The organism is Streptomyces sp. NPDC058373 (genome assembly GCF_042723275.1).
In the GTDB taxonomy this organism is placed as follows: domain Bacteria; phylum Actinomycetota; class Actinomycetes; order Streptomycetales; family Streptomycetaceae; genus Streptomyces.
Genome location: NZ_JBHXJE010000040.1, coordinates 13059 through 37501, shown reverse-complemented (window position 1 = coordinate 37501; position 24443 = coordinate 13059). Strand labels below are relative to the sequence as shown.

Annotated in this window: 25 protein-coding genes and 1 pseudogene; 13 read left to right on the top strand and 13 right to left on the bottom strand. The window is 75.1% G+C overall.

Annotated elements, in window-relative coordinates:
* Positions 1–52: 52 nt before the first annotated feature.
* On the bottom strand, positions 53–1144 hold the full coding sequence (locus tag ACFWMZ_RS21455) for a hypothetical protein (RefSeq protein ID WP_383173108.1): 1092 nt from the start codon (positions 1142–1144) through the stop codon (positions 53–55).
* A gap of 519 nt (positions 1145–1663) precedes the next feature.
* On the opposite strand from ACFWMZ_RS21455, the gene ACFWMZ_RS21450 reads away from it, so the two are divergent.
* From ACFWMZ_RS21450 to ACFWMZ_RS21425, 6 genes are all read left to right on the top strand, one after another.
* Positions 1664–1828 (top strand): hypothetical protein, encoded by a 165-nt coding sequence (locus ACFWMZ_RS21450; protein ID WP_383173110.1) that lies wholly within the window; start codon positions 1664–1666, stop codon positions 1826–1828.
* 1 nt (position 1829) lies between these two features.
* Positions 1830–2105, top strand: a complete 276-nt coding sequence (locus ACFWMZ_RS21445; protein WP_383203467.1) for a DUF4190 domain-containing protein — start codon at positions 1830–1832, stop codon at positions 2103–2105.
* Positions 2106–2237: 132 nt separating this feature from the next.
* The gene (locus tag ACFWMZ_RS21440; RefSeq protein WP_383173114.1) at positions 2238–3299 is read left to right on the top strand and encodes an NAD-dependent epimerase/dehydratase family protein; all 1062 of its coding nucleotides are present in this window, start codon (positions 2238–2240) and stop codon (positions 3297–3299) included.
* 85 nt (positions 3300–3384) lie between these two features.
* Positions 3385–4140, top strand: coding sequence for a glycosyltransferase family 2 protein (locus tag ACFWMZ_RS21435; protein WP_383173116.1), 756 nt, complete (start codon positions 3385–3387; stop codon positions 4138–4140).
* Positions 4137–4793, top strand: coding sequence for a DUF2064 domain-containing protein (locus ACFWMZ_RS21430; protein ID WP_383173118.1), 657 nt, complete (start codon positions 4137–4139; stop codon positions 4791–4793). Before ACFWMZ_RS21435 ends, ACFWMZ_RS21430 begins: the two co-directional genes overlap by 4 nt.
* On the top strand, positions 4790–5575 hold the full coding sequence (locus ACFWMZ_RS21425; RefSeq protein ID WP_383203464.1) for a class I SAM-dependent methyltransferase: 786 nt from the start codon (positions 4790–4792) through the stop codon (positions 5573–5575). The genes ACFWMZ_RS21430 and ACFWMZ_RS21425 overlap by 4 nt, the downstream gene beginning before the upstream one ends.
* A 367-nt stretch (positions 5576–5942) precedes the next feature.
* On the opposite strand, the gene ACFWMZ_RS21420 is transcribed toward ACFWMZ_RS21425, so the two are convergent.
* Positions 5943–7202, bottom strand: a complete 1260-nt coding sequence (locus ACFWMZ_RS21420) for a molybdopterin-dependent oxidoreductase (RefSeq protein WP_383203461.1) — start codon at positions 7200–7202, stop codon at positions 5943–5945.
* A 143-nt stretch (positions 7203–7345) separates the two neighbouring features.
* Here ACFWMZ_RS21420 and ACFWMZ_RS21415 point away from each other — a divergent pair, with 143 nt between their 5' ends.
* A complete protein-coding gene (locus ACFWMZ_RS21415; protein ID WP_383203459.1) occupies positions 7346–8773 on the top strand; it encodes a hypothetical protein in 1428 nt (475 codons plus the stop codon).
* 260 nt (positions 8774–9033) lie between these two features.
* Positions 9034–9447, top strand: a pseudogene (locus tag ACFWMZ_RS21410) (LuxR C-terminal-related transcriptional regulator); the annotation flags it as partial.
* A 22-nt stretch (positions 9448–9469) separates the two neighbouring features.
* Here the strand turns inward: ACFWMZ_RS21410 and crcB are convergent.
* The 3 genes from crcB to ACFWMZ_RS21395 all read right to left on the bottom strand — a co-directional run bounded on the left by crcB (position 9470) and on the right by ACFWMZ_RS21395 (position 10732).
* Positions 9470–9847 carry a fluoride efflux transporter CrcB gene (gene crcB / locus ACFWMZ_RS21405; RefSeq protein WP_383173127.1) on the bottom strand — a complete coding sequence of 126 codons (378 nt, stop codon included), beginning with the start codon at positions 9845–9847 and terminating at the stop codon, positions 9470–9472.
* Positions 9844–10407, bottom strand: coding sequence for a fluoride efflux transporter FluC (locus ACFWMZ_RS21400; protein ID WP_383203456.1), 564 nt, complete (start codon positions 10405–10407; stop codon positions 9844–9846). Before ACFWMZ_RS21400 ends, crcB begins: the two co-directional genes overlap by 4 nt.
* Positions 10408–10594: 187 nt before the next feature.
* Positions 10595–10732 (bottom strand): hypothetical protein, encoded by a 138-nt coding sequence (locus tag ACFWMZ_RS21395; RefSeq protein WP_383203453.1) that lies wholly within the window; start codon positions 10730–10732, stop codon positions 10595–10597.
* Positions 10733–10864: 132 nt separating this feature from the next.
* Between ACFWMZ_RS21395 and ACFWMZ_RS21390 the strand changes: the two genes are divergently transcribed.
* The 3 genes from ACFWMZ_RS21390 (at position 10865) to thiI (ending at position 15173) form a co-directional block, all read left to right on the top strand.
* Complete coding sequence (locus tag ACFWMZ_RS21390; protein WP_383173137.1) at positions 10865–11785, top strand: diiron oxygenase; 921 nt, start codon at positions 10865–10867, stop codon at positions 11783–11785.
* A 181-nt stretch (positions 11786–11966) separates the two neighbouring features.
* The gene (locus tag ACFWMZ_RS21385; protein ID WP_383203450.1) at positions 11967–13664 is read left to right on the top strand and encodes an FAD-dependent oxidoreductase; all 1698 of its coding nucleotides are present in this window, start codon (positions 11967–11969) and stop codon (positions 13662–13664) included.
* Between the two features lie 228 nt (positions 13665–13892).
* On the top strand, positions 13893–15173 hold the full coding sequence (thiI, locus tag ACFWMZ_RS21380; RefSeq protein WP_383203447.1) for a tRNA uracil 4-sulfurtransferase ThiI: 1281 nt from the start codon (positions 13893–13895) through the stop codon (positions 15171–15173).
* 190 nt (positions 15174–15363) lie between these two features.
* Here the strand turns inward: thiI and ACFWMZ_RS21375 are convergent, their stop codons facing one another.
* From ACFWMZ_RS21375 to ACFWMZ_RS21365, 3 genes are all read right to left on the bottom strand, one after another.
* The gene (locus ACFWMZ_RS21375) at positions 15364–15684 is read right to left on the bottom strand and encodes an SCO5918 family protein (RefSeq protein ID WP_383173143.1); all 321 of its coding nucleotides are present in this window, start codon (positions 15682–15684) and stop codon (positions 15364–15366) included.
* 269 nt (positions 15685–15953) lie between these two features.
* Positions 15954–17498, bottom strand: coding sequence for a DEAD/DEAH box helicase (locus tag ACFWMZ_RS21370; RefSeq protein ID WP_383173145.1), 1545 nt, complete (start codon positions 17496–17498; stop codon positions 15954–15956).
* 635 nt (positions 17499–18133) lie between these two features.
* Positions 18134–18337, bottom strand: coding sequence for a cold-shock protein (locus ACFWMZ_RS21365; RefSeq protein ID WP_383173147.1), 204 nt, complete (start codon positions 18335–18337; stop codon positions 18134–18136).
* A 583-nt stretch (positions 18338–18920) separates the two neighbouring features.
* On the opposite strand from ACFWMZ_RS21365, the gene ACFWMZ_RS21360 reads away from it, so the two are divergent.
* Positions 18921–19268, top strand: a complete 348-nt coding sequence (locus ACFWMZ_RS21360; RefSeq protein ID WP_383173149.1) for a MerR family transcriptional regulator — start codon at positions 18921–18923, stop codon at positions 19266–19268.
* 35 nt (positions 19269–19303) lie between these two features.
* Here the strand turns inward: ACFWMZ_RS21360 and ACFWMZ_RS21355 are convergent, their stop codons facing one another.
* On the bottom strand, positions 19304–19855 hold the full coding sequence (locus ACFWMZ_RS21355) for an ATP-binding protein (protein ID WP_383173151.1): 552 nt from the start codon (positions 19853–19855) through the stop codon (positions 19304–19306).
* A gap of 129 nt (positions 19856–19984) precedes the next feature.
* Entirely contained in the window at positions 19985–20335 is a 351-nt protein-coding gene (locus tag ACFWMZ_RS21350) for an STAS domain-containing protein (protein ID WP_383203444.1), read from the bottom strand.
* A gap of 571 nt (positions 20336–20906) precedes the next feature.
* On the opposite strand from ACFWMZ_RS21350, the gene ACFWMZ_RS21345 reads away from it, so the two are divergent.
* Entirely contained in the window at positions 20907–21194 is a 288-nt protein-coding gene (locus ACFWMZ_RS21345) for a hypothetical protein (RefSeq protein ID WP_383203441.1), read from the top strand.
* Between the two features lie 58 nt (positions 21195–21252).
* On the opposite strand, the gene ACFWMZ_RS21340 is transcribed toward ACFWMZ_RS21345, so the two are convergent.
* The 3 genes from ACFWMZ_RS21340 to ACFWMZ_RS21330 are packed head-to-tail and all read right to left on the bottom strand — an operon-like array spanning position 21253 to position 24424.
* Positions 21253–21618, bottom strand: a complete 366-nt coding sequence (locus ACFWMZ_RS21340) for an STAS domain-containing protein (protein WP_383173157.1) — start codon at positions 21616–21618, stop codon at positions 21253–21255.
* Positions 21615–22721 carry a B12-binding domain-containing protein gene (locus ACFWMZ_RS21335; protein ID WP_383203438.1) on the bottom strand — a complete coding sequence of 369 codons (1107 nt, stop codon included), beginning with the start codon at positions 22719–22721 and terminating at the stop codon, positions 21615–21617. The genes ACFWMZ_RS21340 and ACFWMZ_RS21335 overlap by 4 nt, the downstream gene beginning before the upstream one ends.
* A complete protein-coding gene (locus ACFWMZ_RS21330) occupies positions 22718–24424 on the bottom strand; it encodes a PP2C family protein-serine/threonine phosphatase (protein ID WP_383203435.1) in 1707 nt (568 codons plus the stop codon). The genes ACFWMZ_RS21335 and ACFWMZ_RS21330 overlap by 4 nt, the downstream gene beginning before the upstream one ends.
* Positions 24425–24443 lie beyond the last annotated feature (19 nt).

Sequence of the window (24443 nt, the reverse complement as noted above, 5' to 3'; positions counted from 1 at the left end):
AAACCCACCGGTTCCCGATTCGGCTCCGCGTAGCCGTCCGCCACCCGCCCCGTCAGGACCGCGTGGCCGTGTCGCAGGCCGGCCCGTCCCCGGCGTGGCGGTCGAGCGGGCCGCTGCGGTCGTACGGGTCGACCTCGGGCCCGTCGCCGGTCGCGGCCCGGCCGGTGCCGAAGGGCGGGGTGAAGAAGCCGGTGCTGGCGGCGCAGCCGCCGTTGGTCACGTGCAGCCGGTACGAGAGCAGCGAGAACGTCCCCGGCTCGGTGAGCACCTCGGCGGGGTCGTCCCAGCTCATCACCGTCTCCCGCCGGACGACGGTGCGGACGACTTCTTCGCCGCCGGCCGCGGCGCGCGTCACCGGGTAGACGAAGGTGACGTCGGCGGTCACCTCCAGGGCGCCGCGCTCCCCCTCCCGGTAGGTGAGCCGCCCCCTGGTCCTGACCTCGTCGCCGACGAGCCGGGTCCGCGACTCCTCGAACCGGCTGAAGAGGAGAAGGGGGTCGTCCTTCTCGTCCGGGGCGCGGAACGCGTCCGCGAGGTAGGCGCGGACGTCCTCCTGGTGCGGGTTGACCAGGGCCGTCGCCTTCTTCGGCCGCTCGCCCCGCAGCACCCCGGGGTCCAGGTTCGACGCGGCCAGGAACGTCCGGCTGTGCTCCAGGGCCCGCTTCACCTGGGCCGCGTCCATCCAGCCGGTGGCCTCGGCCTCGGGCATCGAGATGCCCGTCACGCCACTCTCCCACCGCGCCGCGGGTGACCCGCGGAACGGGTCGTCCAGCGTGGGCCGCAGGGCCGCCTCCGTCGGCGGCGCCTGCTCCGGGCTCCCGCTCTGCGGGGACTTCACCGGAGCCTGCGACGCCCCGCCGCCGAAGAGCCCGGCGACCTGTCCCGGGGCGAGCGCCACGGCCAGCAGCGCCGCGGCGACCAGCAGCCCCAGGACGTACCAGGTCTTCCGGCGTTTCGACCGCGCCGGAGTGTACGTACGCCAGCCCTCGGGCGGCTCCTGGCCCTTCAGCCGGTGCGCCACGCTCCGCGCCCGCGCCGACGGCTCCTTCGGAGCGTCGGTGGTGCCCGCCACCGACTCCCGCAGGAACCGCTCCCAGTCCGCGTCCGACAACGACGAACCGTCCCGCTCCGCTTCCCCGCCCATTCCGACTCCCCGCCCCCAGGCACCTTTTGTCATGACTACGTCGGGATGATCGCACGGCGCACGGACAGCTCGCGCGGGGCGGTGCCGAAGGCCGGGGCGGCCCCGTCCTCTGCTGTCAGCAAAGCCCCCACCCGTCCACCCTCCGCCCTGCTTGGCTGGGCGTATGGACATCTTGGTACTGGGCGGGAAGGCATGGCTGGGGCGGGAGTTGGCGGGGCAGGGCGTGGCCCGGGGCACCGGGTGGCCTGCCTGGCGCGGGGGCTGGGGCGGGAGCGGCGGAACGGGCTGAGTCCCCGGAAGGAGGCGGCGCTGCTGGCTGAGTTGGGATGACGGCGCCCCGGGTCTGTGGAGTTGCCCGGGGCGCGGGATGCCTCGCGTGAGGAAGCTACCTCCGGGTAAGCGCGGGGTCATGGACGCGTTGATCAACCGATCGAAGGAACCGCCCATGGCACCCCCGACCCGTCCGCCGCACGCATCACCGTCCCCGGGCGCCCGGCCCGGCCGAGAGAGGTGACCGGCATGGTCTTCCTGGTCGCCGCCCTGCTCCTGCTGGGCATCCTGGTCGGTGCCGCCGCCTACCTCCCCTGGCCGGTCACCCTGGTCCTCGGCACGCTCATCCTGACCTGGCTCCTCGTCTTCGCGGTCCGCGAGCGCAGGCGCCGCCGCACGGCGAAGGGAGCCTGACATGCGACTGACCGCACCGCCCGCCCGCGAGACCGGCCGCCGCGACACCGAAGGCATGGCCGTCGCCTCCTTCGTCACCGGCCTGGTCGGCCTCCTCGTCCTCAATCTCATCCTCGGCCCGACCGCGATCATCCTGGCCGTCATCGCCCTCCGCCGCGGCACTCCCCGCCGCTTCCGCGCCTACCTCGGCCTGGGTCTCGGCATCGCCGACCTGCTGGTGCTCGCCGTGCTGACGCTGGTTCACGGGACGGCGCCCTGGATGGTGTGGGGCGGCTAGCCGCCACGGTCGTCTCCTTCAGGACGGCGGGCCCGTCGGCCGCGCCCGTCATGCCGCCCGATCGGCCCGTTCGCCCGGATGCCGCCCTGCCACAGCCCGGTCCGCCGCCTCCCGCGACCTAGCGTGACCCCCATGCGCGTACTGGTCACCGGCGGTGCCGGGTTCATCGGGTCACAGGTCGTGCGGGAACTGAGTGCGGCGGGGCACGAGGCGGTGGTGTTCGACGCGTTGCTGTCCGCCGCGCACCCCGACGGCTCCTTCCGGCCCCCGGCCGGGTCGCGGGCGGTCGTCGCCGACCTGCGCGACGCCGAGCAGGTGAGGGCGGCGCTGGCGGGGATCGACGCCGTGTGCCACCAGGCCGCCATGGTCGGGCTGGGCAAGGAGTTCGCGGACGCGCCGGAGTACGTCGGCTGCAACGACCTCGGCACCGCCGTACTGCTCGCCGGGATGGCCGAGGCGGGCGTGCGGGACCTCGTCGTCGCCGGGTCGATGGTCGTCTACGGCGAGGGGCGGTACGACTGCCCCCGGCACGGCGCGGTCCGGCCCGGGCCGCGGGCCGCCGCCGACCTGGAGGCGGGCCGCTTCGAGCCGCCCTGCCCGGTGTGCGGGGCCCCGCTGCGGCCCGGTCTCGTCGCCGAGGACGCGCCGGCCGACCCGCGCAACGTCTACGCGGCGACCAAGCTCGCGCAGGAGCACCTCGCCTCGGCCTGGGCCCGCGCCACCGGCGGACGGGCCGTGTCGCTGCGCTACCACAACGTCTACGGGCCGGGGATGCCGCGCGACACCCCGTACGCCGGTGTCGCCTCCTTCTTCCGCTCGGCGCTGGCCCGGGGTGAGGCGCCCCGGGTGTTCGAGGACGGGGCGCAGCGGCGCGACTTCGTGCACGTACGGGACGTGGCGACGGCCAACACGGTGGCGCTGGCGGCGCTGGGCGGCCGGGAGCCGGGCTCCTTCGCCGCGTACAACACGGGGAGCGGGGAGCCGCACACCATCGGCGAGATGGCGGCCGCGCTGGCCTCCGCGCACGGCGGGCCGGCCCCGGTCGTCACCGGCGAGTACCGGCTCGGGGACGTCCGCCACGTGACCGCCGACTCGCGGCGGCTCCGCGACGAACTGGGGTGGAAGCCGCAGGTGGGGTTCGCGGAGGGGATGGCCGAGTTCGCGGCGGCGCCACTGCGGCCGGGCTCCGCCTGAACGGCGGAGGCTGTCGCCCGGCCGGGACCCGCCACACGGTCGATGTCGCCGTTTCGCACGAACGCGTGCCCCGAAATGCCCCTTTATGCTCCGTAGGGTGTGCGGCGTGAAGGAATCTCCGGCTGACCCCACCGCCCCCGTCCGCGCGGACCTCGTACTGCCCTGCCTCGACGAGGCGGCCGCCCTGCCCTGGGTCCTGGGACGCGTCCCGGACGGCTGGCAGGCGATCGTCGTGGACAACGGCTCCACCGACGGTTCCGCCGAGGTCGCGCGAGCGCTCGGCGCGAGAGTCGTGCACGAGCCGCAGCGCGGCTTCGGCGCCGCCTGCCATGCCGGGCTGCTCGCCGCCACGGCGCCGTACGTCTGCTTCTGCGACTGCGACGGCTCGCTGGACCCGGCGCTGCTCCCCGGGTTCGTCGCCCGCGTCGCCGCCGGGGAGAGCGACCTCGTCCTCGGCAGGCGACGCCCGCAGAGCCGCGGCGCCTGGCCCGCGCACGCCCGCGCCGGGAACCTCGCCCTCTCCCGGATGCTCCGCTCCCGTACGGGGCTGCGCCTGCGCGACCTCGGCCCGATGCGCGCCGCCCGCCGGGAGGCGCTGCTCGGCCTCGGCCTCACCGACCGGCGCAGCGGCTACCCGCTGGAGATGGTGGTGCGCGCCGCCGACGCCGGACTCAAGGTCACCGAGACGGACGTGCCCTACCTCGCCCGTACCGGCAGGTCCAAGGTGACCGGCACCTGGCGCGGCACCTGGCACGCCGTCCGGGACATGCGCGCCGTGCTGAACCTGCCTTCGGCCGCGCCCACCGGGGCGGCGACGGGCCGCGCGGAGGCCGCGCGGTGACGGCGGGATGGAAGGCGGCGCCGACGACGCTGCTCGTCCTCGCCAAGGAGCCGGTGCCCGGCCGGGTCAAGACCCGCCTCACCCCGCCCTTCACCCCCCAGGAGGCCGCGGAGCTGGCCGCCGCCTCCCTCGCCGACACCCTGCGGACCGTGCTGACCCTGCCCGCCCGCCGCCGCGTCCTCGTCCTCGACGGGCGGCCCGGCCCCTGGCTGCCGCCGGGCATCGAGGTGCGGCAGCAGGTCGCGGGCGGCCTGGACGAGCGCATCGCCGCCGCCTTCGCCGAGTGCGCGGGACCCACCCTGCTGATCGGCATGGACACCCCGCAGCTCGCCGCCGCCCACCTCGCGCCCGCCCTGTCGCCGGAGGCCTGGGACGGCTGCGACGCCTGGTTCGGGCCCGCCGAGGACGGCGGCTTCTGGGCGCTGGGCCTGGCCGTTCCCCGGCCGGGGCTGGTCCGCGGGGTGCCCATGTCGCAGCCGCACACCGGCCGCCTCCAGCGCGCCCGGCTGACCGGCGCGGGTCTCGCCGTACGCGACCTGCGCGAACTGCGGGACGTGGACGAGGCCGAGGACGCCGCGCACGTCGCGGCCGAGGCCCCCGGCGGGCGGTTCGCGGCGACCCTGGCCCGGCTGACCGGGGCGGCCGTCCGATGAGCACCGCCCTGCCGCCGACCGGGCCGGCCGGCCGCGCCGCCTGGGCCACCGACCCGTACGCCAACGCCCTGCGCACCGGCCGGGGCCCGCTCTTCCTGCGCCGTAGCGACGGCTGGCTGCTGCCACTGGACGTGGAGCGCTGGTGCGCCGACGCCGACGCCGCCGACCTCTCCGCGCTGCGCCGCTGCGAGGGCCCGGTCATCGACATCGGCTGCGGCCCCGGGCGGCTGGTGGCCGCGCTCGCCACCCGCGGCCACCGCGCCCTGGGCATCGACGTGAGCGAGGCCGCCGTCGCCCACACCCGGCGCCTGGGCCGCACGGCGCTGCGCCGCTGCGTCTTCGACGAGCTTCCCGACGAGGGCAGTTGGGGCACCGCCCTGCTCCTCGACGGCAACATCGGCATCGGCGGCGATCCAGGCGCCCTGCTCCGCCGCACCGCCGCGCTGCTCGCACCCGGCGGCCTCCTCGTCGCCGAGACCTCGCCCCAGGACGTGGACGAGCACGTCCGCGTACGCCTCGACGACGGGCGCGGGCCGCAGGCGCCCGGCACCCACTTCCCCTGGGCGCGCCTGGGCACCCCCGCCCTGCTGCGGTACGCCCGTCGGCACGGCTGGCGTACGGCCGATCAGTGGGAGGCCGACGGCCGGCCCTTCGTCGCCCTGCGCCGGGACCGGGCCGCCCGCGCCGCCAGCCAGAGCGCGGAGAGCACGAAGAGCGCGGCGGTGATCAGGAGCCAGTTCCCGAGGAACCTGTCGGGGGACATCCCGCTCGCCGACTCGTAGGCGCCGGGCGGCTGACGCGTGATCAGCGGCCACCACATCAGCAGGAGCAGCCCGGAGAGGAGGGCGGGCACCCGGACGAAGCCGGCCCGCGCCCGGCTCCGCCGCCCCGGTGCCCGGACCACCGCCCGGTCCGCCAGCGAGTACAGCGGCAGCAGCACCAGGTCGTGGAGGAGCGCCGCGCCCACGAACCACACCACCACGAGGTACGTCTCCCCGCCCGCCAGCAGCCGCACCCCCGCGTACCCGGCTAGGGCGAACGAGGCCGCCATCAGGACCAGGTGCAGCGGGCCCTCCCCGTACCAGCGGCGCGGCCTCCCGCCCTTCACCGTGCCGCTCTTCGCGTCCGGCGTCGCCCTGGTCGTGTTGTTCATCGCGGGTCTCCGAAGGTCATCCGGGCCACCCATTTGGTGTTCATCACGCCGGGGGCGGCGGGGACGACGACCCGCGCCGGGTAGCCGTGGTCCAGGGACAGCGCCTCGCCGTTGACGCCGAGGGCGAGCAGGGAGCGCGGGTCGGCCACCTGGTTGTCGCGCAGGGCGACGGTCCGGAACGGCCCGCTGACCTGGAGCGATTCGACCAGCACGTCCGGCGCCCGCCCGTTCGCGAACCCGGCGAGCGCGGCCAGGTCGCGCAGCCGCACCCCCCGCCACCGCTGGTCGGAGGTCGACCACCCCTCGACGCAGGCGATCGGCAGAGCCGCGTCGTGCTGCTCCATGGCGAGCAGCTGGGCCCGGGAGAGCCGCACCTCCCCGGCCGGGCCGACGAGGGTCAGCCGCCACCGCTCCCGGGTGTCCGCCACGACGATCCCCGCCTTGGCCGCCGTCGTGTTGATCTGGAAGCCGTTCGGCCCCTCGCCCGGGTCGGCGCCACCGCGCGGGGTCAGGAGCGCGACGCGCCGCAGCGGCCCGTCGAAGCTCCGGCCCACCGAGGTGACCAGCAGGAGCAGCGACCCGGCACCGGCCACGGCGAGCGCCCCGCGCCGCGAGACGGTCGGGGGCGCGGGGTCGGGCGAGGCCAGCTCGTCCGTCTCCGCCGGCGCGACCCCGTGCCGCAGTACCCGCACCGTCCTGGGCAGCTTCAGCCCCAGATGCGCCACGAAAGCGCCGATGAAGACCCACGCCCCGTAGAAGTGCAGCGTGTAGAAGGACCCGGGGAACACGTACTCCAGCTGGATGTTGAGCAGCCCGGTGGCGAACTGGAACAGCGCGCCCCCCACCAGCAGCAGCAACGACACCCGCTCCAGCGCCCGCCCCACCGACCGCGCGGGCGGCAGGGCGAAGAGCCGTGGGATCACCGACCACAGCTTGGCCAGCAGCACGGGTACGAGAACGATGCCGACGGTGACGTGCAGTCCCTGGTTCAGCCGGTACAGCCAGTGCGGCCCGGTCGGCCAGGCGAAGAGGTAGAACCCCAGCAGCCCCTTGCCAGGGGTCTTGTCGTTCACCGCCGACAGGTCCGGGTTGTACGCCGCGTACGACAGCAGGCCCGTCACGAACAGCACGGTGATCCCGCCGAGCAGCACGGTGCCGAGCACCGCGGTGAACCTGACCCCGCGCACCGGGCTGCGCCAGAACCCGGGATCGGAGGGCAGCCGTGGCGCGGCGGAGCGCAGACGGGAGACGGCCATGGGGCCGACGGTAAGCCGGACACCCCCACACGAAAGGGGTACGACTCCTCGTGCGGGCCGACGTCACCCGGAGGAGCTGGCGGTCGCGTGACGCGGCGGCGTCGCACCGCGGCCCCGGGCACGGGCGTGCGTAGCGTGCCCCTGTGAAGACCGAGGAGCGCAGCGACAGCAGCCGGCCCGCCGACGAGCCCGCCGCCCCGGCCGGACGCGGGGGCCGCCGCCTGGACCTGGTCGCGGCCGGGGCCGGTGCCCTGCTCGTCGCGGTGGCCTGCGGCGTGGGCTGGGCGTGGCAGAGCGCCAACGGCGCCCTCCAGGCCCACTGGCCGCCGTTGCTCGCCTCCTGGGACCCGCACGTCGGCCCCGGCACCCCCGCAGCCCTCGCCGTGGCCGCCGCCGTCGTCGCGTACGGCCCCGCGCTCGCCGACCGCCTCCCCTGGCGCCGCCTCCTCCTCACCGCCTGGGCGACCGCGCTGGCCTGGATCCTCTCCCTCGCGCTGATCGAGGGCTGGTACCGGGGCGTGGCGCGCCGCCTCACCACCAAACACGAGTACCTGCGCGTCATCGACCGCTTCGAGGACATCCCCGCCGCCCTGCGCGGCTTCACCGACCACATCGTCGTCGGCCCGCCCGGCAACTGGCCCGCCCACGTCGCGGGCCACCCGCCCGGCGCCACCCTGACCTTCGTCGGCCTCGACCGGATCGGCCTCGGCGGCGGCGCCTGGGCCGGGGTCTGGTGCATCGTGCTCGGCGCCTCCGGCGTGGCCGCGGCACTGATCGCCGTACGCGCCCTCGCCGGTGAACACCTGGCCCGTCGCGCCGCCCCCTTTCTCGCCCTCGCCCCCTTCGCCGTCTGGACCGGCACCTCGGCCGACGGCTACTTCGCCGGGGTGGCCGCCTGGTCGATCGCCTTCCTCGCCCTCGCCGCGACCACGGCCCGCACCCGCCCGACCCCTCTCGCCACCCTCGCCGCCCTCGCCTCCGGCCTCCTCTTCGGCTGGACCTGCTACCTCAGCTACGGCCTCACCCTCATCGCCGCCCCCCTCGGCGCCGTGCTGCTCCTGACCCGCACGGCCCGCCCCGTCCTGCCCTTCCTCACCGGCGCGCTGGTCGCCCCCCTCGCCTTCACCCTGACGGGTTTCCACTGGTGGGAGGCGTACCCCCAACTCGTCGAGCGCTACTACCAGGGCGCGGGCGGCGTCCGCCCGTACGCCTACTGGGTCTGGGGCAACCTGGCCGCCGCCACCTTCGCCGTGGGCCTCGCCGCCGTGGCCGGACTCCGCCGCGCCCTCGCGGCCACCCCCGACGCCGCCCTCCACGCCCTCCGCCCCGGCCGCCCGGCCCCGACCGGCGAGGCCGCCCTCGCCCTCCTCACCCTCGCCGGCCTGCTGGCGCTGCTCGCGGCCGACCTCTCCGGCATGAGCAAGGCCGAGACGGAACGCATCTGGCAGCCCTTCTTCCTCTGGCTCCTCCCGGCGGCGGGACTCCTTCCGCTCCGGGACCACCGGGCGTGGCTGGGCGCGCAGGCGCTGGGAGCGCTGCTGGTCAACCATCTGCTGTGGACGGGGTGGTGAGCGGGGGCGGGTGATCAGCTCCGGCCGCGTCCTGCACTCCACGGGCGGACGGGCAGGGGCGGGCCGGCCCTCGCCCCTGCCGCGCCCTTCCACCTTTCGGTCGATGGCGCCGCCCCCTTCCTTCCGTACCGTGGGAGGCCGGCCGCTCGTCGCAGGCGGTCGGCCTAGCCGCCGTCCGGAGACCACCGTGCCCAGCACCACCCGCCCCGCCCCCGCGGCCGCGCCCTCGCGCGCTCCCCGCACCACCCCCGCCCCCGACCACCGCCCGGCCGGGAGCGCCGCGCGTCCTGGTGGTGACCACGTACGGCTCGGACGCCGACACGCTCCCGGCGATCGAGGCGGGCGCCACCGGTTACCTGCTCAAGGACGCCCCGCCGGAGGAGCTGGCCGAGGCGGTCCGTACGGCGGCGGCCGGCCGCACCACGCTGGCGCCCGCCGTCGCGGACCGCCTGCCGCGCCGCATGCGCGCCCCGGGCACGGCGCTGAGCAGGCGGGAGACGGAGGTGCTGGGCCTGGTCGCGGAGGACATGTCCAACCTCCGCATCAGCGAACGCCTCCACCTCAGTCAGGCCACGGTCAAGTCCCACCTGGTCCACGTCTACGCCAAGCTCGGCGTCGACTCCCGTACGGCGGCGGTCGCGGCGGCCTTGGAACGCGGCCTGATCCGGCGCTGAGCCGGGACCGGCCGGACCCCGGTCAGCCTCCCCAGAGCGCCTTCGCCAGCCCCAGCCCGACGACGGCGGAGCCGAGGGCGGCGGTGACGCTGAGGGCGACGTTGGCGAAGGCGGCGGCCCGGGCGCCGCTCTCGGCGAGGCGCAGGGTCTCGTAGGAGAAGGTCGAGTACGTGGTGTACGCGCCGCAGATCCCGGTGCCGGCGAAGAGCAGCAGGTTCTCGGAGGCGGACCCGGTGAGCAGGGCGCCGATCAGCAGGCCGAGGACGAGAGAGCCGCACATGTTGACGGCGAGGGTGCCCCAGGGGAAGTCGGAGGAGTGGCGGCGCTGGACAGCACGGTCGGTCAGGTACCGCAAGGGCGCGCCGATCATGCCGCCGACGACGACGAGCAGCCAGTTCACGCCGTACTCCGTTCCGGGCGGCCGGACCGGAGGCGGACCGCCCGCCGGGTCAGCCACGACCCGGCGGTGACGGCGGCGAGCCCGGCGACGACGGTCAGGGCGAGGCCGCCCAGGGCGCGGCCGGGGCGACCGCTCTCCAAGAGGGTCTGCACGTCGAGGGCGTAGGCGGAGAAGGTGGTGAAGCCGCCCAGCACACCGGTGCCGAGGAAGGGCCGCACCAACCGCGGCGCGTCCCGCCACACCTCGGTGAGCAGCGCCATCAGCACCCCCATGCCCGCGCAGCCGGCGGCGTTGACGAGGAGGATCGTCCAGGGGAAGGCCCCGCTCGGCGTCGGCCACAGCACGGTCGCCCCGTACCGGACGGCGGCCCCCGCCCCGCCGCCGAGCGAGATGGCGAGGAGCACGGGGAGCTGGCTCTCGGGCCGCGCTCCGGGCGCCGGTCCGGGGCCGAGGTCGGGGTCGACCGGTTCGGGCGGCGGGGGCGGGAGGTCGGCACGGCGCGGGCCGACGCCCGGGGTGCCCGGGGCAGGTTCCGGCCGGTCGTCGGACGGGGTGGACATGGGGTGAGCCTATGCCGGTCGGGGGAGGGCGAGGGGGACCCCGTTGGCGGCGGGGCTCCGGAGGCCGTGACGCTACGGCCAGTACAACCGGGAGTCTGCGTCTGACGAGCGGGGCGCGGGCAGACCGTCGCCTTCTGGAGGGAGCACCGCGTAGCCGAGGTCGCGGAGCACCGCGGCCGCGACATCGTCAGTTGTCACCGGCCAGAAGGTAGTCGATTCCTTCGATGGTGTGCCAAACGCTCAGCTCACGGGCGCTCAGCGTGGAGGACTCGGCTCGGCGGTGGAGCTCGTCGTGGGTCATGCGGACCTCGACTCGCCCGGCCATCCCCCCGAAACACCACTGTCGACTTTCTGTAAATAACAGCGCCCGAGGGGTTCCCTCGGGCGACGCCTCTTCTTACCATCGGTAACACCACGAGTGTGGTATCGCCCGAATCCGGACGAAGGGGCCGCTCCCATGGCAACGACCGACGCACAGCCCACCGCCCAGGACGAGGGCGGGCACGACATCAACGACATCACCCGCCGTCTGCTGGAGTCCTCGGCGAAGCTCTCCTACGACCCGGCCACCGAGGTGGACTGGGAGACGCCGCTCGACAAGTCCTTCCACGGCATGAGCCCGGAGTGGAGTTCGCTCTACGGGACGCGCTACTGGGACGAACTGAGCGAGGACCAGCGCAAGGAGCTGACCCGGCAGGAGTCCGGGTCGGTGGCGAGCACCGGCATCTGGTTCGAGGTGATCCTCCAGCAGATGGTGCTGCGGGACATCTACTCCAAGGACCCGGGCAGCCCCGAATTCCAGTGGGCGCTGACCGAGATCGCCGACGAGTGCCGGCACTCCATCATGTTCGCGCGCGGCGTCCGCAAGCTCGGCGCCCCGGCCTACCGGCCGCGCCGGGCGGTGATGGAGCTGGGCCGCCTCTTCAAGACGCTGGCGGTCGGCGAGGCCGCGTACGCCTCGATCCTCGTCGCCGAGGAAGTCCTCGACGTGATGCAGCGCGACTGGATGCGCGACGAGCGCGTGGTGCCCTTCGTGCGCACCATCAACAACATCCACGTCGTCGAGGAGTCCCGGCACATGAAGTTCGCCCGGGACGAGACGATCAAGCGGCTGGAGAAGGCGGGGTGGCTGCGGCGCCAGACGCAGGCGCTCCTCATCTCCGTCTGCGCGTACTTCGTCATCACGAGCATGTGGAACCGCGACGTGTACCGCAACGCCGGGCTGAACACCGAGCGGGCGCTGGCCGAGGCCAAGGCCAACCAGCACCACAAGTCGATGATCCGGTCGAGCTGTTCGGGGCTGATGGACTTCCTCGCCTCCGCCCGGCTCCTCACCCGCCCGGCAGCGGCGGTCTACCGGCGGGCCAACCTGCTCTGAGCCGAGCCGGCGCCCAGGGGGGCCGCCTCCCTGCTGAGCGAAGCCGAGAGCTCGGGGGCGGCGGGCCACCCGCCCGCCGCCGCGCCGCCGTCAGCCTCACGCGGTCCGCGTCCTGGACGGGCCCGCACCCCCTCCTGGTCCGGGCCACCCCGGGCCCGTACGACCGAGCCGGAAGCGGACCATGACCTACGCCATCACCCAGACCTGCTGCAACGACGCGACCTGTGTCGCGGTGTGCCCGGTCAACTGCATCCACCCCACCCCCGAGGAACGCGCCTTCGGCAGCACCGAGATGCTGCACATCGACCCGCGCTCCTGCATCGACTGCGGCGCCTGCGCCGACGCCTGCCCGGTCGACGCGATCTTCCCGGTGGACCGCCTCAAGCCCGCCCACCGCGAGTACGCCGCCCTCAACGCCGCCTACTACGAGGAGACGGCCCCCGAACAGGGCGAGCAGACGGCCGAGGAGCCGGTGCCGGCCGGGGCGTCAGCGGAGGCCGAGCCGGAGCGCACCAGCCCGATCTTCCGCGACTGGGACTTCCCCGGCTTCGCGCGCTCCCTGCCCTCGGACTTCGCCCCGCTGCGGGTCGCCGTCGTCGGCACCGGGCCGGCCGGGATGTACGCCGCCGAGGACCTGCTGCTGCACACCAGCGCGCAGGTCACCCTGGTCGACCGGCTCCCCGTCGCGGGCGGCCTCATCCGGTACGGCGTGGCGCCCGACCACCCCGCCACCAAGAAGGTCGGCGAGGCCTTCGCCCGCTTCCACCACCACCCGCGCGTCCGCATGCAGCTCGGCCTGGAGGTCGGCAAGGAGCTGACCGCCGAGGAACTGGCCGCCCACCACGACGCGGTGGTCTACGCGGTCGGCGCCGCCACCGACCGCAGGCTCGGCGTACCCGGCGAGGAGCTGCCCGGCTCGGTCTCCGCCACCGGCCTCGTCGCCTGGTACAACGCCCACCCCGACCACGCCCCGGACGCCGTCTCGCTGGACGCCGAACGCGTCGTCGTGGTCGGCAACGGCAACGTCGCCCTCGACGTGGCCCGCATCCTCGTCTCCGACCCGGACACCCTCGCCGCCACCGACATCGCCGCCCACGCGCTGGCCGCCCTGCGCTGCCGCCGGGTCCGCGAGGTGGTGCTGCTCGGCCGCCGGGGCCCGGAGGACGCCGCGTACACCCGGACCGAACTGCTCGCCCTCAAGCACCTGGACGGCGTCGACCTCGTCGTGGACGACCACGACCCGCGGACCGGCGCGGCCATCGACGCCGCGGGGCCGCTGGACAAGGCGGGCATGCTCGGCGGGGTGACCCGGGCCGCCGTCGACTGGTCGAGCCCGCCCGCGCCCGGCCGCCGCATCGTCTTCCGCTTCCACTCGGCGCCGGTCGCCTTCACCGGCGAGCAGGCGGTGACCGGAGTCCAGGTCACCGGCGGGACCGAGATACCGGCCCATCTCGTGGTCCGGTCGATCGGCCACCGGGGCGTGGCCGTGCCCGGCCTGCCCTTCGACGAGGCCACCGGGACCGTCCCGCACGAGGGCGGGCGGGTCGAGGGCCGGACCAACGAGTACGTGGTCGGCTGGATCAAGCGCGGGCCCTCCGGCGGCATCGGCGCCAACCGGGCCTGCGCCGCCGAGACCGTCACCACACTGCTCGCCGACGCGGTGGCGGGCGAGCTGCCCGCGCCGACCGGCACCGCCAAGGAGTTCGCGCGCCTGGCCCGCCGCCGCAACCGGCGCCTGGTCGACGCCCGCGGCCTCGCCGCCATCGACCGCGCCGAGCGGGAGAGCGGGCAGCGCGACGGGCGGGTCCGCACCAAGTTCGCGACCGTGCCGGAGCTGGTGGCGGCGGCGCGGCGGAGCAGGCTGCGGCTCCCGGGCTGAGCCCTGCCGCACGAGGTGGCACAGGAGCGTCCGGTTCGGGCCCTCCTGTGCCACCTCGCGATGTTTCACGTGAAACATCACACGGCGGACGCCCGCACCGACCGGACGGCTCCTCCACGGGCCCGTTTAACCTGGAGGACGGCCCGCCCGACCGGCGGGGGCCGGGGCCCGGGTCCGCGGCCGCCCGCGCTGTGCGGCGCCGTCGTCTTTGTCCTGCGAGGAGTAACCGTGAACGCCGTCGTGCCCGCTCAGGGCGTCCCCGATCTGGCCGGACCCGTACCGATCGGGCCCTGCGTGCTGCTGAAGCACGGCGAGGTGTTCCTCAAGGGCCGCAACCGGCACCTCTTCGTCGAGCGCCTCCACGACAACCTGCGCCAGGCCCTGCACGGCCTCCCCGGCTCCACCTGGATCAAGGAGATGCAGAACGTCACCGTCGTCGGCGGCGACGCCCCGCAGGACGAGCTGGTCGAGCGGGCCCGTCGAGTGATGGGCTTCGTCGCCGTGCAGCCGGCGGTGCGGGTCGAGACCAGCGAGGAGGCGATCGTCGCGGCCGCCGTGGCCGTGCTGGGCGGGGCCGCGCCCGGCACCACCTTCGCGGTCCGCGCCCGCCGCCGCCACAAGCCCTTCCCGCTCACCTCCACCCAGCTGGAACGGCTCGTCGGCGCCCGCATCCAGGAGGCCCACGGCCTCCCCGTCGACCTGACCCGCCCGGACATACGCGTGGAGGTCGAGATAGACCGCAAGGAGTCCTACGTCTCGGGCCTGCGCCACACCGGCCAGGGCGGCCTCCCCGTCGGCACCAGCGGCCGTGCCCTGGTCCTCCTCTCCGGCGGCTACGACTCCCCGGTCGCCGCCCACCGCGCGATGCGGCGCGGCCTGCGCTGCGACTTCGTCCACTTCACCGGCGCCCCCTACACCAACGCCGCCTCGGCCTTCAAGGCGTACGCCCTCGCGCGCGAGCTCAACCGCTACCAGTCGCCCGGCAAGCTCCACATCGTCGCGCTCGGCCACGCGCAGAAGCAGTTGGCGGTGGCCGGAGCCGGGCGCTTCCAGGTCGTCGGCCAGCGGCGCCTGATGGTCAAGGCCGCCTCCACACTCGCCCGGCGCCTGCGCGCCCAGGCCCTGGTGACCGGGGACGCGCTCGGCCAGGTCGCCAGCCAGACCCTCAGCAACATGGCGCTGGTGGACGAGGCCGCGACCCTGCCGGTGCTGCGGCCGCTGATCGGCTGGGAGAAGCAGGAGATCATCGATGAGGCGCGGCGCGTCGGCACCGCCGACATCTCGGTCCTCCCGGACGAGGACTGCTGCCAGCTGCTGGCTCCCCGCCAGGTTTCGCTCCGGACCAAGCTGGAGGACGTGACCGGCTTCGAGAGGCGTCTCGACTCGGAGGAGCTCATCGAGGCGATGCTGGCCTCGGCCCAGATCATGCGGCCGGGGGCCGCTGACGAGGGGGGCGCTCCGGTTCCCCCGGGCCCGGCCCCGGCAGCCCCCGCCTGCGCAGCGGGCTGACGCCCGGCCGGGCTGGGGTGGGGTGGGGTGGCCTCAAACGCCGGCCGGGCCTGGTTTTCGGCGCCAGGTCAGCCCGCCTCTGCCCAGTGCCCCTCCGGGGGCCGCCGCACCGTCTGACCTGCGTACGGGCAGACGAAAGCCCGGCCCGACCTGGTGTGTCGACCAGGTCCGGCCGGGCTCGAGGGGCGGGTCAGCCCTGCTCCGGAGCGCCCCCGAGCTGGGCGGCGGCCGTCTCGACGGCGCTGCGCTCGGGCGCGGCGGGGGCGGGCTCGGTGCCCGGGGCGGGGCGGCAGGTGAAACCGAGGCGGGTCAGCGCCCGCGTCACCTCACCGGCGCTGAAGTCGCGCCGGTCCTGACGGGTGATGACCTCCCCGACCTGCTTGACCGGGTAGTGGTGGCGGCCGATGATCACGTACTCGCCGGTGACCGGCTCGGGCTTGACGCCCTTCATCTTGGCCACCACCTCGCTCTTGACGAGGTCGAAGGGGAAGCGGGCGATGACACAGCGCATGGGTGCCTCAACTCACGGGGTTCGAAGGGGACCGGCGCCGGATGGCGCCCCCGGCCGGCCGGTCAGGAAGGAGCGCGAGGACGTCATGAGCGTATCCGTCCGCACCCGTGGCGGGCGAGGATTCGGGCAAGCGTTCTGCCCGTTGCTCCCCTCCCGCCGTACGGATCGGGCCCGGCCCCAGGGGTACTTGGAGCCGGACCCGGACCCGACACGCCCCGGACGCCACCCGGCCCCGTCAGGACGAGGGGCCGGACGGACCGGGGCGCGGCTCAAGCCGCCGAGCCGAGCGACGAGGCGCCGCTCTGCCCGGCCGGACGGGACCGCACCGCCGCCGCCCGGCGCGCCTGCGCCGCGGGGCTGCGACGCCCGCGCGAGGAGGCCGCTCCGCGCCGGGGCGACTCGGAGGCGGGCGCCCGCACGGTGACGGGGACGCCGGTGGGCGTCCGGGCGCCGGTGATCCGGCTCAGCTCTGCCTCGCCGGAGCGCACCCGGGTGGTCTGCGGAGTGATGCCCGCGTCCGCCATGAGGCGGCTCATCGAGCGCCGCTGCTCGGGCAGGACCAGCGTGACGACGCTGCCGGAGGCCCCGGCGCGCGCCGTACGGCCACCGCGGTGCAGGTAGTCCTTGTGGTCGGCGGGCGGGTCGACGTTGACGACCAGGTCGAGGTCGTCCACGTGGATGCCGCGCGCGGCGACGTTGGTCGCGACCAGCGCCGTGACGTGCCCGTCGCGGAATTGGGTGAGGGTGCGGGTGCGCTGGGCCTGCGAGCGGCCGCCGTGCAGGGCCGCGGCGCGGACGCCGCTCTGGAGCAGGTGCTTGGCGAGCCGGTCCACGGCGTGCTTGGTGTCCAGGAAGAGGATCACCCGGCCGTCGCGGGCCGCGATCTCGGTGGCCAGCGCGTGCTTGTCGGCGCCGTGCACCTGGAGCAGGTGGTGCTCCATGGTGGTGACCGCGCCCGCCGACGGGTCGACGGAGTGGACGGTCGGGTCGTCCAGGTAGCGGCGGACCAGCAGGTCGACGTTGCGGTCCAGGGTCGCCGAGAAGAGCATGCGCTGCCCGCCCGGGCGTACCTGGTCCAGCAGCGCGGTGACCTGCGGCATGAAGCCCATGTCGGCCATTTGGTCGGCCTCGTCGAGGACGGTGGCGCCCACCCGGTCCAGGCGGCAGTCACCCCGGTCGATGAGGTCCTTCAGGCGGCCCGGCGTCGCCACGACGACCTCGGCGCCGCCGCGCAGCGCCGACGCCTGGCGTCCGATGGAGAGCCCGCCGACCACCGTGGTCATCCGCAGCCGCAGCGAGCGGGCGTACGGCGTCAGCGCCTCGGTGACCTGCTGCGCCAGCTCGCGGGTGGGGACCAGGACCAGACCGAGCGGGCTGCGCGCCTCCGCGCGCTGCCCCTCCAGCCGGGCCAGCAGCGCGAGGCCGAAGGCGAGGGTCTTGCCGGAGCCGGTGCGGCCCCGGCCGAGGATGTCGCGCCCGGCCAGGGAGTTCGGCAGGGTCGCCGCCTGGATCGGGAACGGCTGGGTGACGCCCTGGGCGGTCAGGCAGGTGAGCAGCGCGGCGGGCAGGCCGAGCTGGTCGAAGGCCTCGACCGGGGGGAGGGCGGGGGTGCCGGTGGCGGGCGGGGCGAACTCGCCGCGGGCTCCGGCGCGGGTGCGCTGGCCGCCGGAGCGCTGGCCGCCCTGGGGGCCGCCGCGGCCCGGGGAGCGGTAGCGGTCGGGGGAAGCAGAGCGGGGGGCGCCGGCGCCCCGGTAGCCGCCGCCGGAGCGTCGGCCGGTGCGGTCGTCGGTGCGACTCGCGCGGTTCTGGTTCATGGGGAACCTCCTCGTTGCGGAACGCCGGGGAATCCCGGCCGCGCAGAGCTGAGACGCGGAAGAATCACCGATACGAACCGAAGAAAATGCGGGAAAAGCCGTAAAGCTGTAAAGCCGGAAGGCCGTAAAGCTGAAGGCTGTGGAGCTGGAACAGGAACATCAGGTAGACGCAAGGGGGCGCGCCGGTGGCGCGCTCGCGCCTTGTCCTGAAAGCCCGGGACTTACGGGCGGCGTTCTCCGGGGTCGGCGCGGGCCGGTCGGATCACGGTCGTTCACCGCGGCCTGGAGCTCTCACCCTGCTGCGGTTTGCCTGCTGCGGCGTGCTGCCGCGATTTCCCGGCGGCGCACACGAGGCGCCTTCGCCGTACAGGATCGCGGGTTCGCTCCCGCTCTTCGCGGGGGCGGGCCGGGCGGGGCCTGGGCCTCGTCCGGGAGATGGAGTGCGCGGTCGGTCCGCCGGCCGGGCGCGGACGAGCCGCGTCGAGGGGAGGGCGGAGGGGCCGGTGCGCCCGAGGGGGCGGCGCCCCGCGGAACGGGGCGCGGACGAGGCTGCTGGGCCTCGCCGGGGAAAGCACGAGCTGGGGGCCCGCACCCAAGGTGCGGGCCCCCAGCTACGTCTACGCTACCGCCAGACGTCAGGCAGGAACGATGTTCTCGGCCTGCGGGCCCTTCTGGCCCTGCGTGACGTCGAAGTTCACCTTCTGACCCTCCGTGAGCTCACGGAAGCCGGAGGTGGCGATGTTCGAGTAGTGGGCGAAGACGTCGGCGCCGCCGCCGTCCTGCTCGATGAAGCCGAAGCCCTTTTCCGCGTTGAACCACTTCACGGTGCCAGTAGCCATGTCATATCTCCTTCGGGGCAATTCACCGGGACCCGCACTGTGCGAATCCCGCGCCGCCGCGATGATTACCCCGTCCGGAGAAAAATCTCCGGAAATACACAAGCGTTCCTGCCGATGGCCGCCGATTTCTCGGTGAGGCCCTCCGCGAAGGAGCGTGAAATTCTGGGAACCACAACTGCAACTGGCTCCGACACTAGCACGCAGCCTCCGTCGGTGGAGGGGCCGAAAGTGCCCATTCGGCGGCCCCTGCGGATTTCCGCTCACTGCCCGGTCAGGAAACCCGCACCCGCCACGCCGCCTCTTTCTGCACCAGCCGCGACAGATATTCGCCCGCCGTCCGCGGCCCCACCACGGCCGCCTCCCGGCGGCCCGGCGTCCGGCCGCGCCCCGCTCGTGGCGGCCCGGGCGCCGCGACACCTCGGCAAAACTGTCACGGCCACGTTAGACATCGGGTCTCCCCGGAGTTAGCCTTTTTATCCGGGTGCTGCGATCCGCCGGAGGTTCCGAGCCCGCCTCGTGAAGCGGAACGGCCGGGGAAACTTCCTCCGGAAGGAGCAGCGATCCGTCCCACGAAGAGGTGCAGGTGACCCGACAGACCCCGCCGGACACGACAGACAAGTTCGACGACGAGGACTACCCCGCGTACACGATGGGCCGCGCGGCCGAGATGATCGGCGCGACCCCGGCGTTCTTGCGCGCCGTGGGCGACGCACGCCTGATCACGCCGCTGCGCTCCGAGGGCGGCCACCGCCGCTACTCGCGCTACCAGCTCCGGGTCGCGGCCCGCGCCCGGGAGCTGGTCGACCAGGGCACGCCGATCGACGCGGCCTGCCGCATCGTGATCCTGGAGGACCAACTCGAAGAGGCCCTCCGGGTCAACGAGCGACTCCGCGGCGCCACCACGGTCCCCGACGACAGCGCCCGCGACTGACCCCGCGGTCCGTACCCGCCCGGGGCCGGCGGCGCTCAGAACAGCGACAGGGTGACCGTGACGCACTTGCCGCCGCCGGGCAGCAGGCGCACGGACACATCCCGGGCGAGGCGGCGTACGAGCGGCCAGCCGTAGCCGCCGACCATCGGACGGTCGGGGTCGAAGGGGCCGTCCGGGCGGGTCGGGACCGGGACGGCCGAGCTGGCGTCGCTGACGTGCAGCGTGAGGTGCGCCTCGCCGAGCTGGACATCGAAGCCGGTGAGGCCGCCGCCGTGCCGGACGGCGTTGGTGACCAGCTCCGAGGTGACCAGCAGGGCGTCGGCGACGACCACGGTGTCCCCGAACCCGTCGGGGGCGTCCGCGTCCGGGCCGAAGTTCTCGCTCAGGGCCCGCTGGACCAGGTCGCGGGCCTCCCCGGCGGTCCTGGGCACCTCGGGCCCGCGCCGGGGGTCGAGGCGGCGCGCCGCCTCCACGGTCCGGGACACGTCCGCCGTCCGGGACCGGATGCCGGGGCGGTGGTCGCCCTCGGCGCGGGCGGGGCCCGGCCGGTACTGGATCAGGTCTCCGTCGCCTTCATCGACTGTCACGACTGGCCCCCTTGCGCGTCGGTACGGCTGCTCGGCTCTGCGGTTGCGGTACGGCCTGCTCGTCCTGGCCCGGTCCCGGGCCCCCGGCGGGGCTGCCACCGGGGACCGGGTACCCGGAAGAGGCCGGGTTCACTGCTCCCGGGCCGCCTCCGCCGTGGGCGCCGTCTCGAACGCGGCGAGGGTGCCGGTCACCTCGAAGAGCCGGGAGACGAGGTCGCTCATCGGTCCGGCGAGGATGAGCCGCCGCCCGTGGTCGCGGTGATCGCGCAGGGCGCGCAGCAGACTGCCCAGGATGCTGGAGTCGGCGAAGCCCGTCCCGGACAGGTCCACGACCGTCCGGGACCCGCCGCCGCGCAGCGCCTGGGCGAGTGCGGCGTCCAGGGCGGGTGCGGTGTGCAGGTCCACGTCGCCGTGCACACCGATGACGTATGCGGACGGTTCCGCGCTCGTCGTGATGTCCATCCCGGATCTGTCCAGCATGCTCCTGTCCTCCTTTTTCGCGTCCGCCCGGGGCGACGCGGCCCCATCGGTCCGCGCGGAGGCCCGGGCTGCGGGGCCGCGGATGCCGCCGGTGACCGCAGGGGCGCACGGTGTGGTTCTCGCGGCCGGACTGCTTCTCCTGGCACTCCACGCATCCCACTCCTCGGTTCGGACGGTCCGTTCCGTTCAGCGCTTTTTGCCACGATCCCCCTGTTCAAACGGGCCCCTGCTCCGGACCGGGGAATTCAGGGGCGCGTCCTTCCTCTTACGGGGGAGCGCTCCGGGAAAGGCCGACCGCGCCGGAGGAGCCGCCCGACTCCGCCAGAATTCCGGTACGGAACAAGGGGCGCACGCCCCGTTCGGAGACGGGATGCCGTCGGCCTCGTACCCCCGCCGACCAGCGCGGACGCCCGAGGGCGGCTGCCGGTGACGGACCGGGCGGCCCGGAGACCGCCGCCCCGAACCTCTGAGTTCCCTCAATTCCCCTTTGGCCTCGCCCCGCTGCGGGCATCGCGGAATCCAGCACGGCACGCGGCGAGAGCGCGCGCCGCGGAACCAGGTAGGGGGAAAAATGGAAATCCCGGTGCTTGTGGTGGCCGCGCTGGGTCTCATCGGAGTGGTGGCGGCCCTCCTTGTCGTACGGATCGCCGTCGCGGGGGTGCGTTTCCTGCGGTGGCACACCTCGTTGCCCGTCGAGCAGCGCCGGTACAACCGCCGCCGCTTCGCGGAGCTGGTCCGCCAGGACCGCCGCGAACAGGAGCTCTCCACGCGGCGGCGGCATCAGGGCTGGTGGGGCCGGAGCTCCGGCGGCGACAGCGGGCCCATGAGCTGCGGGGGCGGCAGCGGCAGCGGCGACTGAACCGGCGCGGCCCCGGGCGTACGCCTTGCGTGCGTACGCGCCGTGCATCCGCCGTCCGTCAGGCCGGGCCGGGCTCCTCGTCCGGCCCCACCAGGTATCCGCGGGTCCCGGTGACCGTCAGCAGGCGGTCGAGGTGGGGCGGGGTGCGGTCGAGGTGGAGGGCGCAGTCGGCGGCGCGGGTGCGGCGGCCGATCATGAGGAACGCGGAGAGGCCCAGCGCGTCGCAGGCGGTGAGCCCGGCGCAGTCCAGCCGCAACCGCCGCGGCGCGGGCCGTACGCCGAGGCGGGCGGTGACGGCCCGTACCAGGGCGTCGGCGCTCTCGTGGTCGAGGTCACCGGTGAGCCGCAGGCACAGGGTGCCCGGGGCGGCGGGCTCGGCGGTGACGGTCAGGCCGTTTCCGTAGAGGTTGTCCAGAGGGGTCATGCGGGCTTTCCGGGGCCGGTGGGGTGCGGGAGGGCGGCGAGAGCGTCACCGCCCCGGTGGAGCAGGCGGGTGGCGCGGGGGAAGTCACGCAGCGGCTCGGCGAGCAGCTCCAGGGTGGGCACGAGGGAGCGGGCGGGCACGCCGCGCGCGTCGAGGATGCCCGCGGTCCAGGTGAGGAAGGCGGTGAAGAGCTCGTCGTCGTCCACGTAGAGCGCGGTGGCGAGGAAGTCGACGATGTGCGCGATGTCCTCGGCGGTGCGCTCCCGCCGGCGTCGGCTGTAGTCGCGCAGGGCCGGGAAGCGGTCGGCCAGTCCGTCGACGGTCTCCCGCACCAGCCGGGCCCGGCCGCGGCTGACCATCGTGTACTCCTGGTCGGCCAGGTGCGGCAGGTCGTCCACCGGCTCGTGCGCGGCGGCGCCCGCGGGCATGCCGAGTCCTTCCTCGATCACCTCGGCCGCGGCACGGGCGTCAGGCGCCCAGCCGTCGGCCCCGAGCAGCCGCGCGTACCGCCCGTCGGCGCCGAAGGCGGCCCCGCCCGCGAGGACGGGCACCCCGGCTCCCTGGCAGGCGGTGACGGCGGCGTGCGCGGTGGGCAGCCGGGTGGGGAGGGAGGAGGAGAGCGCGACCAGGTCGGGGCCGGTCTGGTGGAGGTGGGCGATGAGGTGCGGGGTGGGGGCCTGGGCGCCGAGGAAGTCGACGCGCCAGCCGCGCAGCCGCAGCGTCTCGGCGAGCAGCCGCGCGGGCAGCGCGTGCCACTCGCCCTCGACGCACGCCACGGTGATCCGCCCGCGCTGCTCGGCGGGCGGCGGGGAGCGATGGGCGAGGGCGGCGATGATCCGGTCGTTCATGGCGGTCGCCACGTGCTCCTGGGCGACGGTGAGCCGGTTGGCGGCCCAGCCGAGCCCCACCTCCGCCTGGACGGGACCGATCACGTCGAGCAGCGCCTGCTCGGCGGTGAGCCCGCCGTCGAGGGCGGTGAAGAGCAGATCGGCCGCCGTGTACTCGTCACCGGCCAGCAGGGCGTCCCGGAGGAGCGCGCGCAGCGGCTCGCACTCGGTGGCGGCCTGGTCCGTCGCGGTGTTCTCGGGCGTGCGTGTGGTCATGGGCCGCCCCTGCCCCGGCCGGCGGCGCTCACCACGCCTCCCGGCGCGTTCCTCGGCACGGTGACGGCGACCATGGCCATGTCGTCGTGCTCGCCGCCGCCCACCCACTGGGTGGCCAGCATCTGCACGCGTTCCACCACGGCCTCGGCGGGCATCCCGGCGCACTCGGCCAGCGCCTCACGCAGCCGCTCCTCGCCGAACATCTGGTCGCCGAAAGGCCCGCCGCGCGCCTCCGTGACCCCGTCGGTGTAGAGCAGGCAGGTCTCCCCGGCGCGCAGCGCGACCCGGGCGGTGGTCGTCTCGACCTCGGGCAGCGCGCCGACCAGCGACCCGCGTGTGTCAGCCGCCTCCACGGTGCCGTCGGCGCGGACCAGCAGGGGCGCCGGGTGTCCGGCGCTGGTCAGGTCGAGGCGTACCGCGTCGCCGTCGCGGATCGCGGAGGCGAGGACGAGGGTGGCGAAGCGGGTGTGGTGGGAGCTGAGCAGCGAGGCGTTGAGCATCCGCAGGACGCGCGGGTGGTCGTCGGCCATGGGCAGCAGCGCCTGGAGGGTGTTGCGGATCTTGCCGGTGAGGACGGCGGCGTCCAGGCCCTTGCCGCAGACGTCGCCGAGGACCACCAGCGAGGCCCCGGCCTCGCCCGCGGTGGGGTGGACGTCGTAGAAGTCGCCGCCGACCCGTTCGCCGCGTTCGGAGGCGCGGTAGCCGCCGGCGAACTCGACGCCGCGGACCTGTTCGAGGCGGGGCGGCAGCAGTTCACGCATGAGCGTCGCGGTCACCGTGGCCTGCTCGGCGTACATCCGGGCGGCGGAGAGGGCGGCTCCGGCGCGGGCGGCGAAGAGGCGGGCGAAGACCTCCTCGGGCTCGGTGAAGTCGCGCTGCTCGTCGCGGCGGAGCAGGATGAGCGCCCCGGCCGGGACCCCGTGGCCCGGCAGCGGGATGACGGCGACCGCGCCGACCGGCCCGTCGAACCCCTCGGGGACCGCCCAGTCGGGCAGCGCCTCCGGGTCGGTCCAGCGCGACGGTACGGGCGGGAAGCCCTGCAGCGCCTCGGCGAGGCCGGGCACGTCGACCGGGTCGAGGGCGACCTGCGCGCGGGTCGACCCGCCGCCGTCCACGGCCCAGGCCAGCGGGGTGCGCCGGCCGGTGGCGGAAAGGACCACCACGACGCCGTCGGCGAGGTGGCGGGCGGCGAGCTGGGCGGTCACCTCCATGCAGCGTTCGGTGTTGAGGGTGGCGAGCAGCGCGTTGGAGGCCTCGGCGAGGAAGGTGGTGCGCTCGCGTTCGACGGCGAGCGCGGCCTCGGCGGCGGCCCGCTCGGAGTCGTCGCCCAGCCACCAGGCGAGCTCCGGCGCCCCGGCCTCGCGGGCCCCTCCGCCCCGGGCGGCCGTCGGCACGGCCCGGAAGAACCGGTCCCCGACCGGCCCTGACACCGCTTCCCCCGTCCGTTCCCCGCCCGGCCGTTCTGGTGCCGCGACGGCCGCGCGGTGGGCCGCGCCGAGCCACTCCGGTACGGCTTCGGCCAGCGGGGCGCCCGCGGTGGCGGCGGGGAAGAGCTCGGTGGCGTGCCGGTTGGCGGCGACCACGGTTCCGGTGGCGTCGGCGACCAGGACCGGGCAGGGGGCCGCGTCCCAGGGTCCCGGGGCGGCGGGCCGCGCGGTCCGCGCCCGGGGCGCGCCGACGGCGGAACTCCTCGTAGCGTCCACGTGTGCGGGCCTCGCTGAG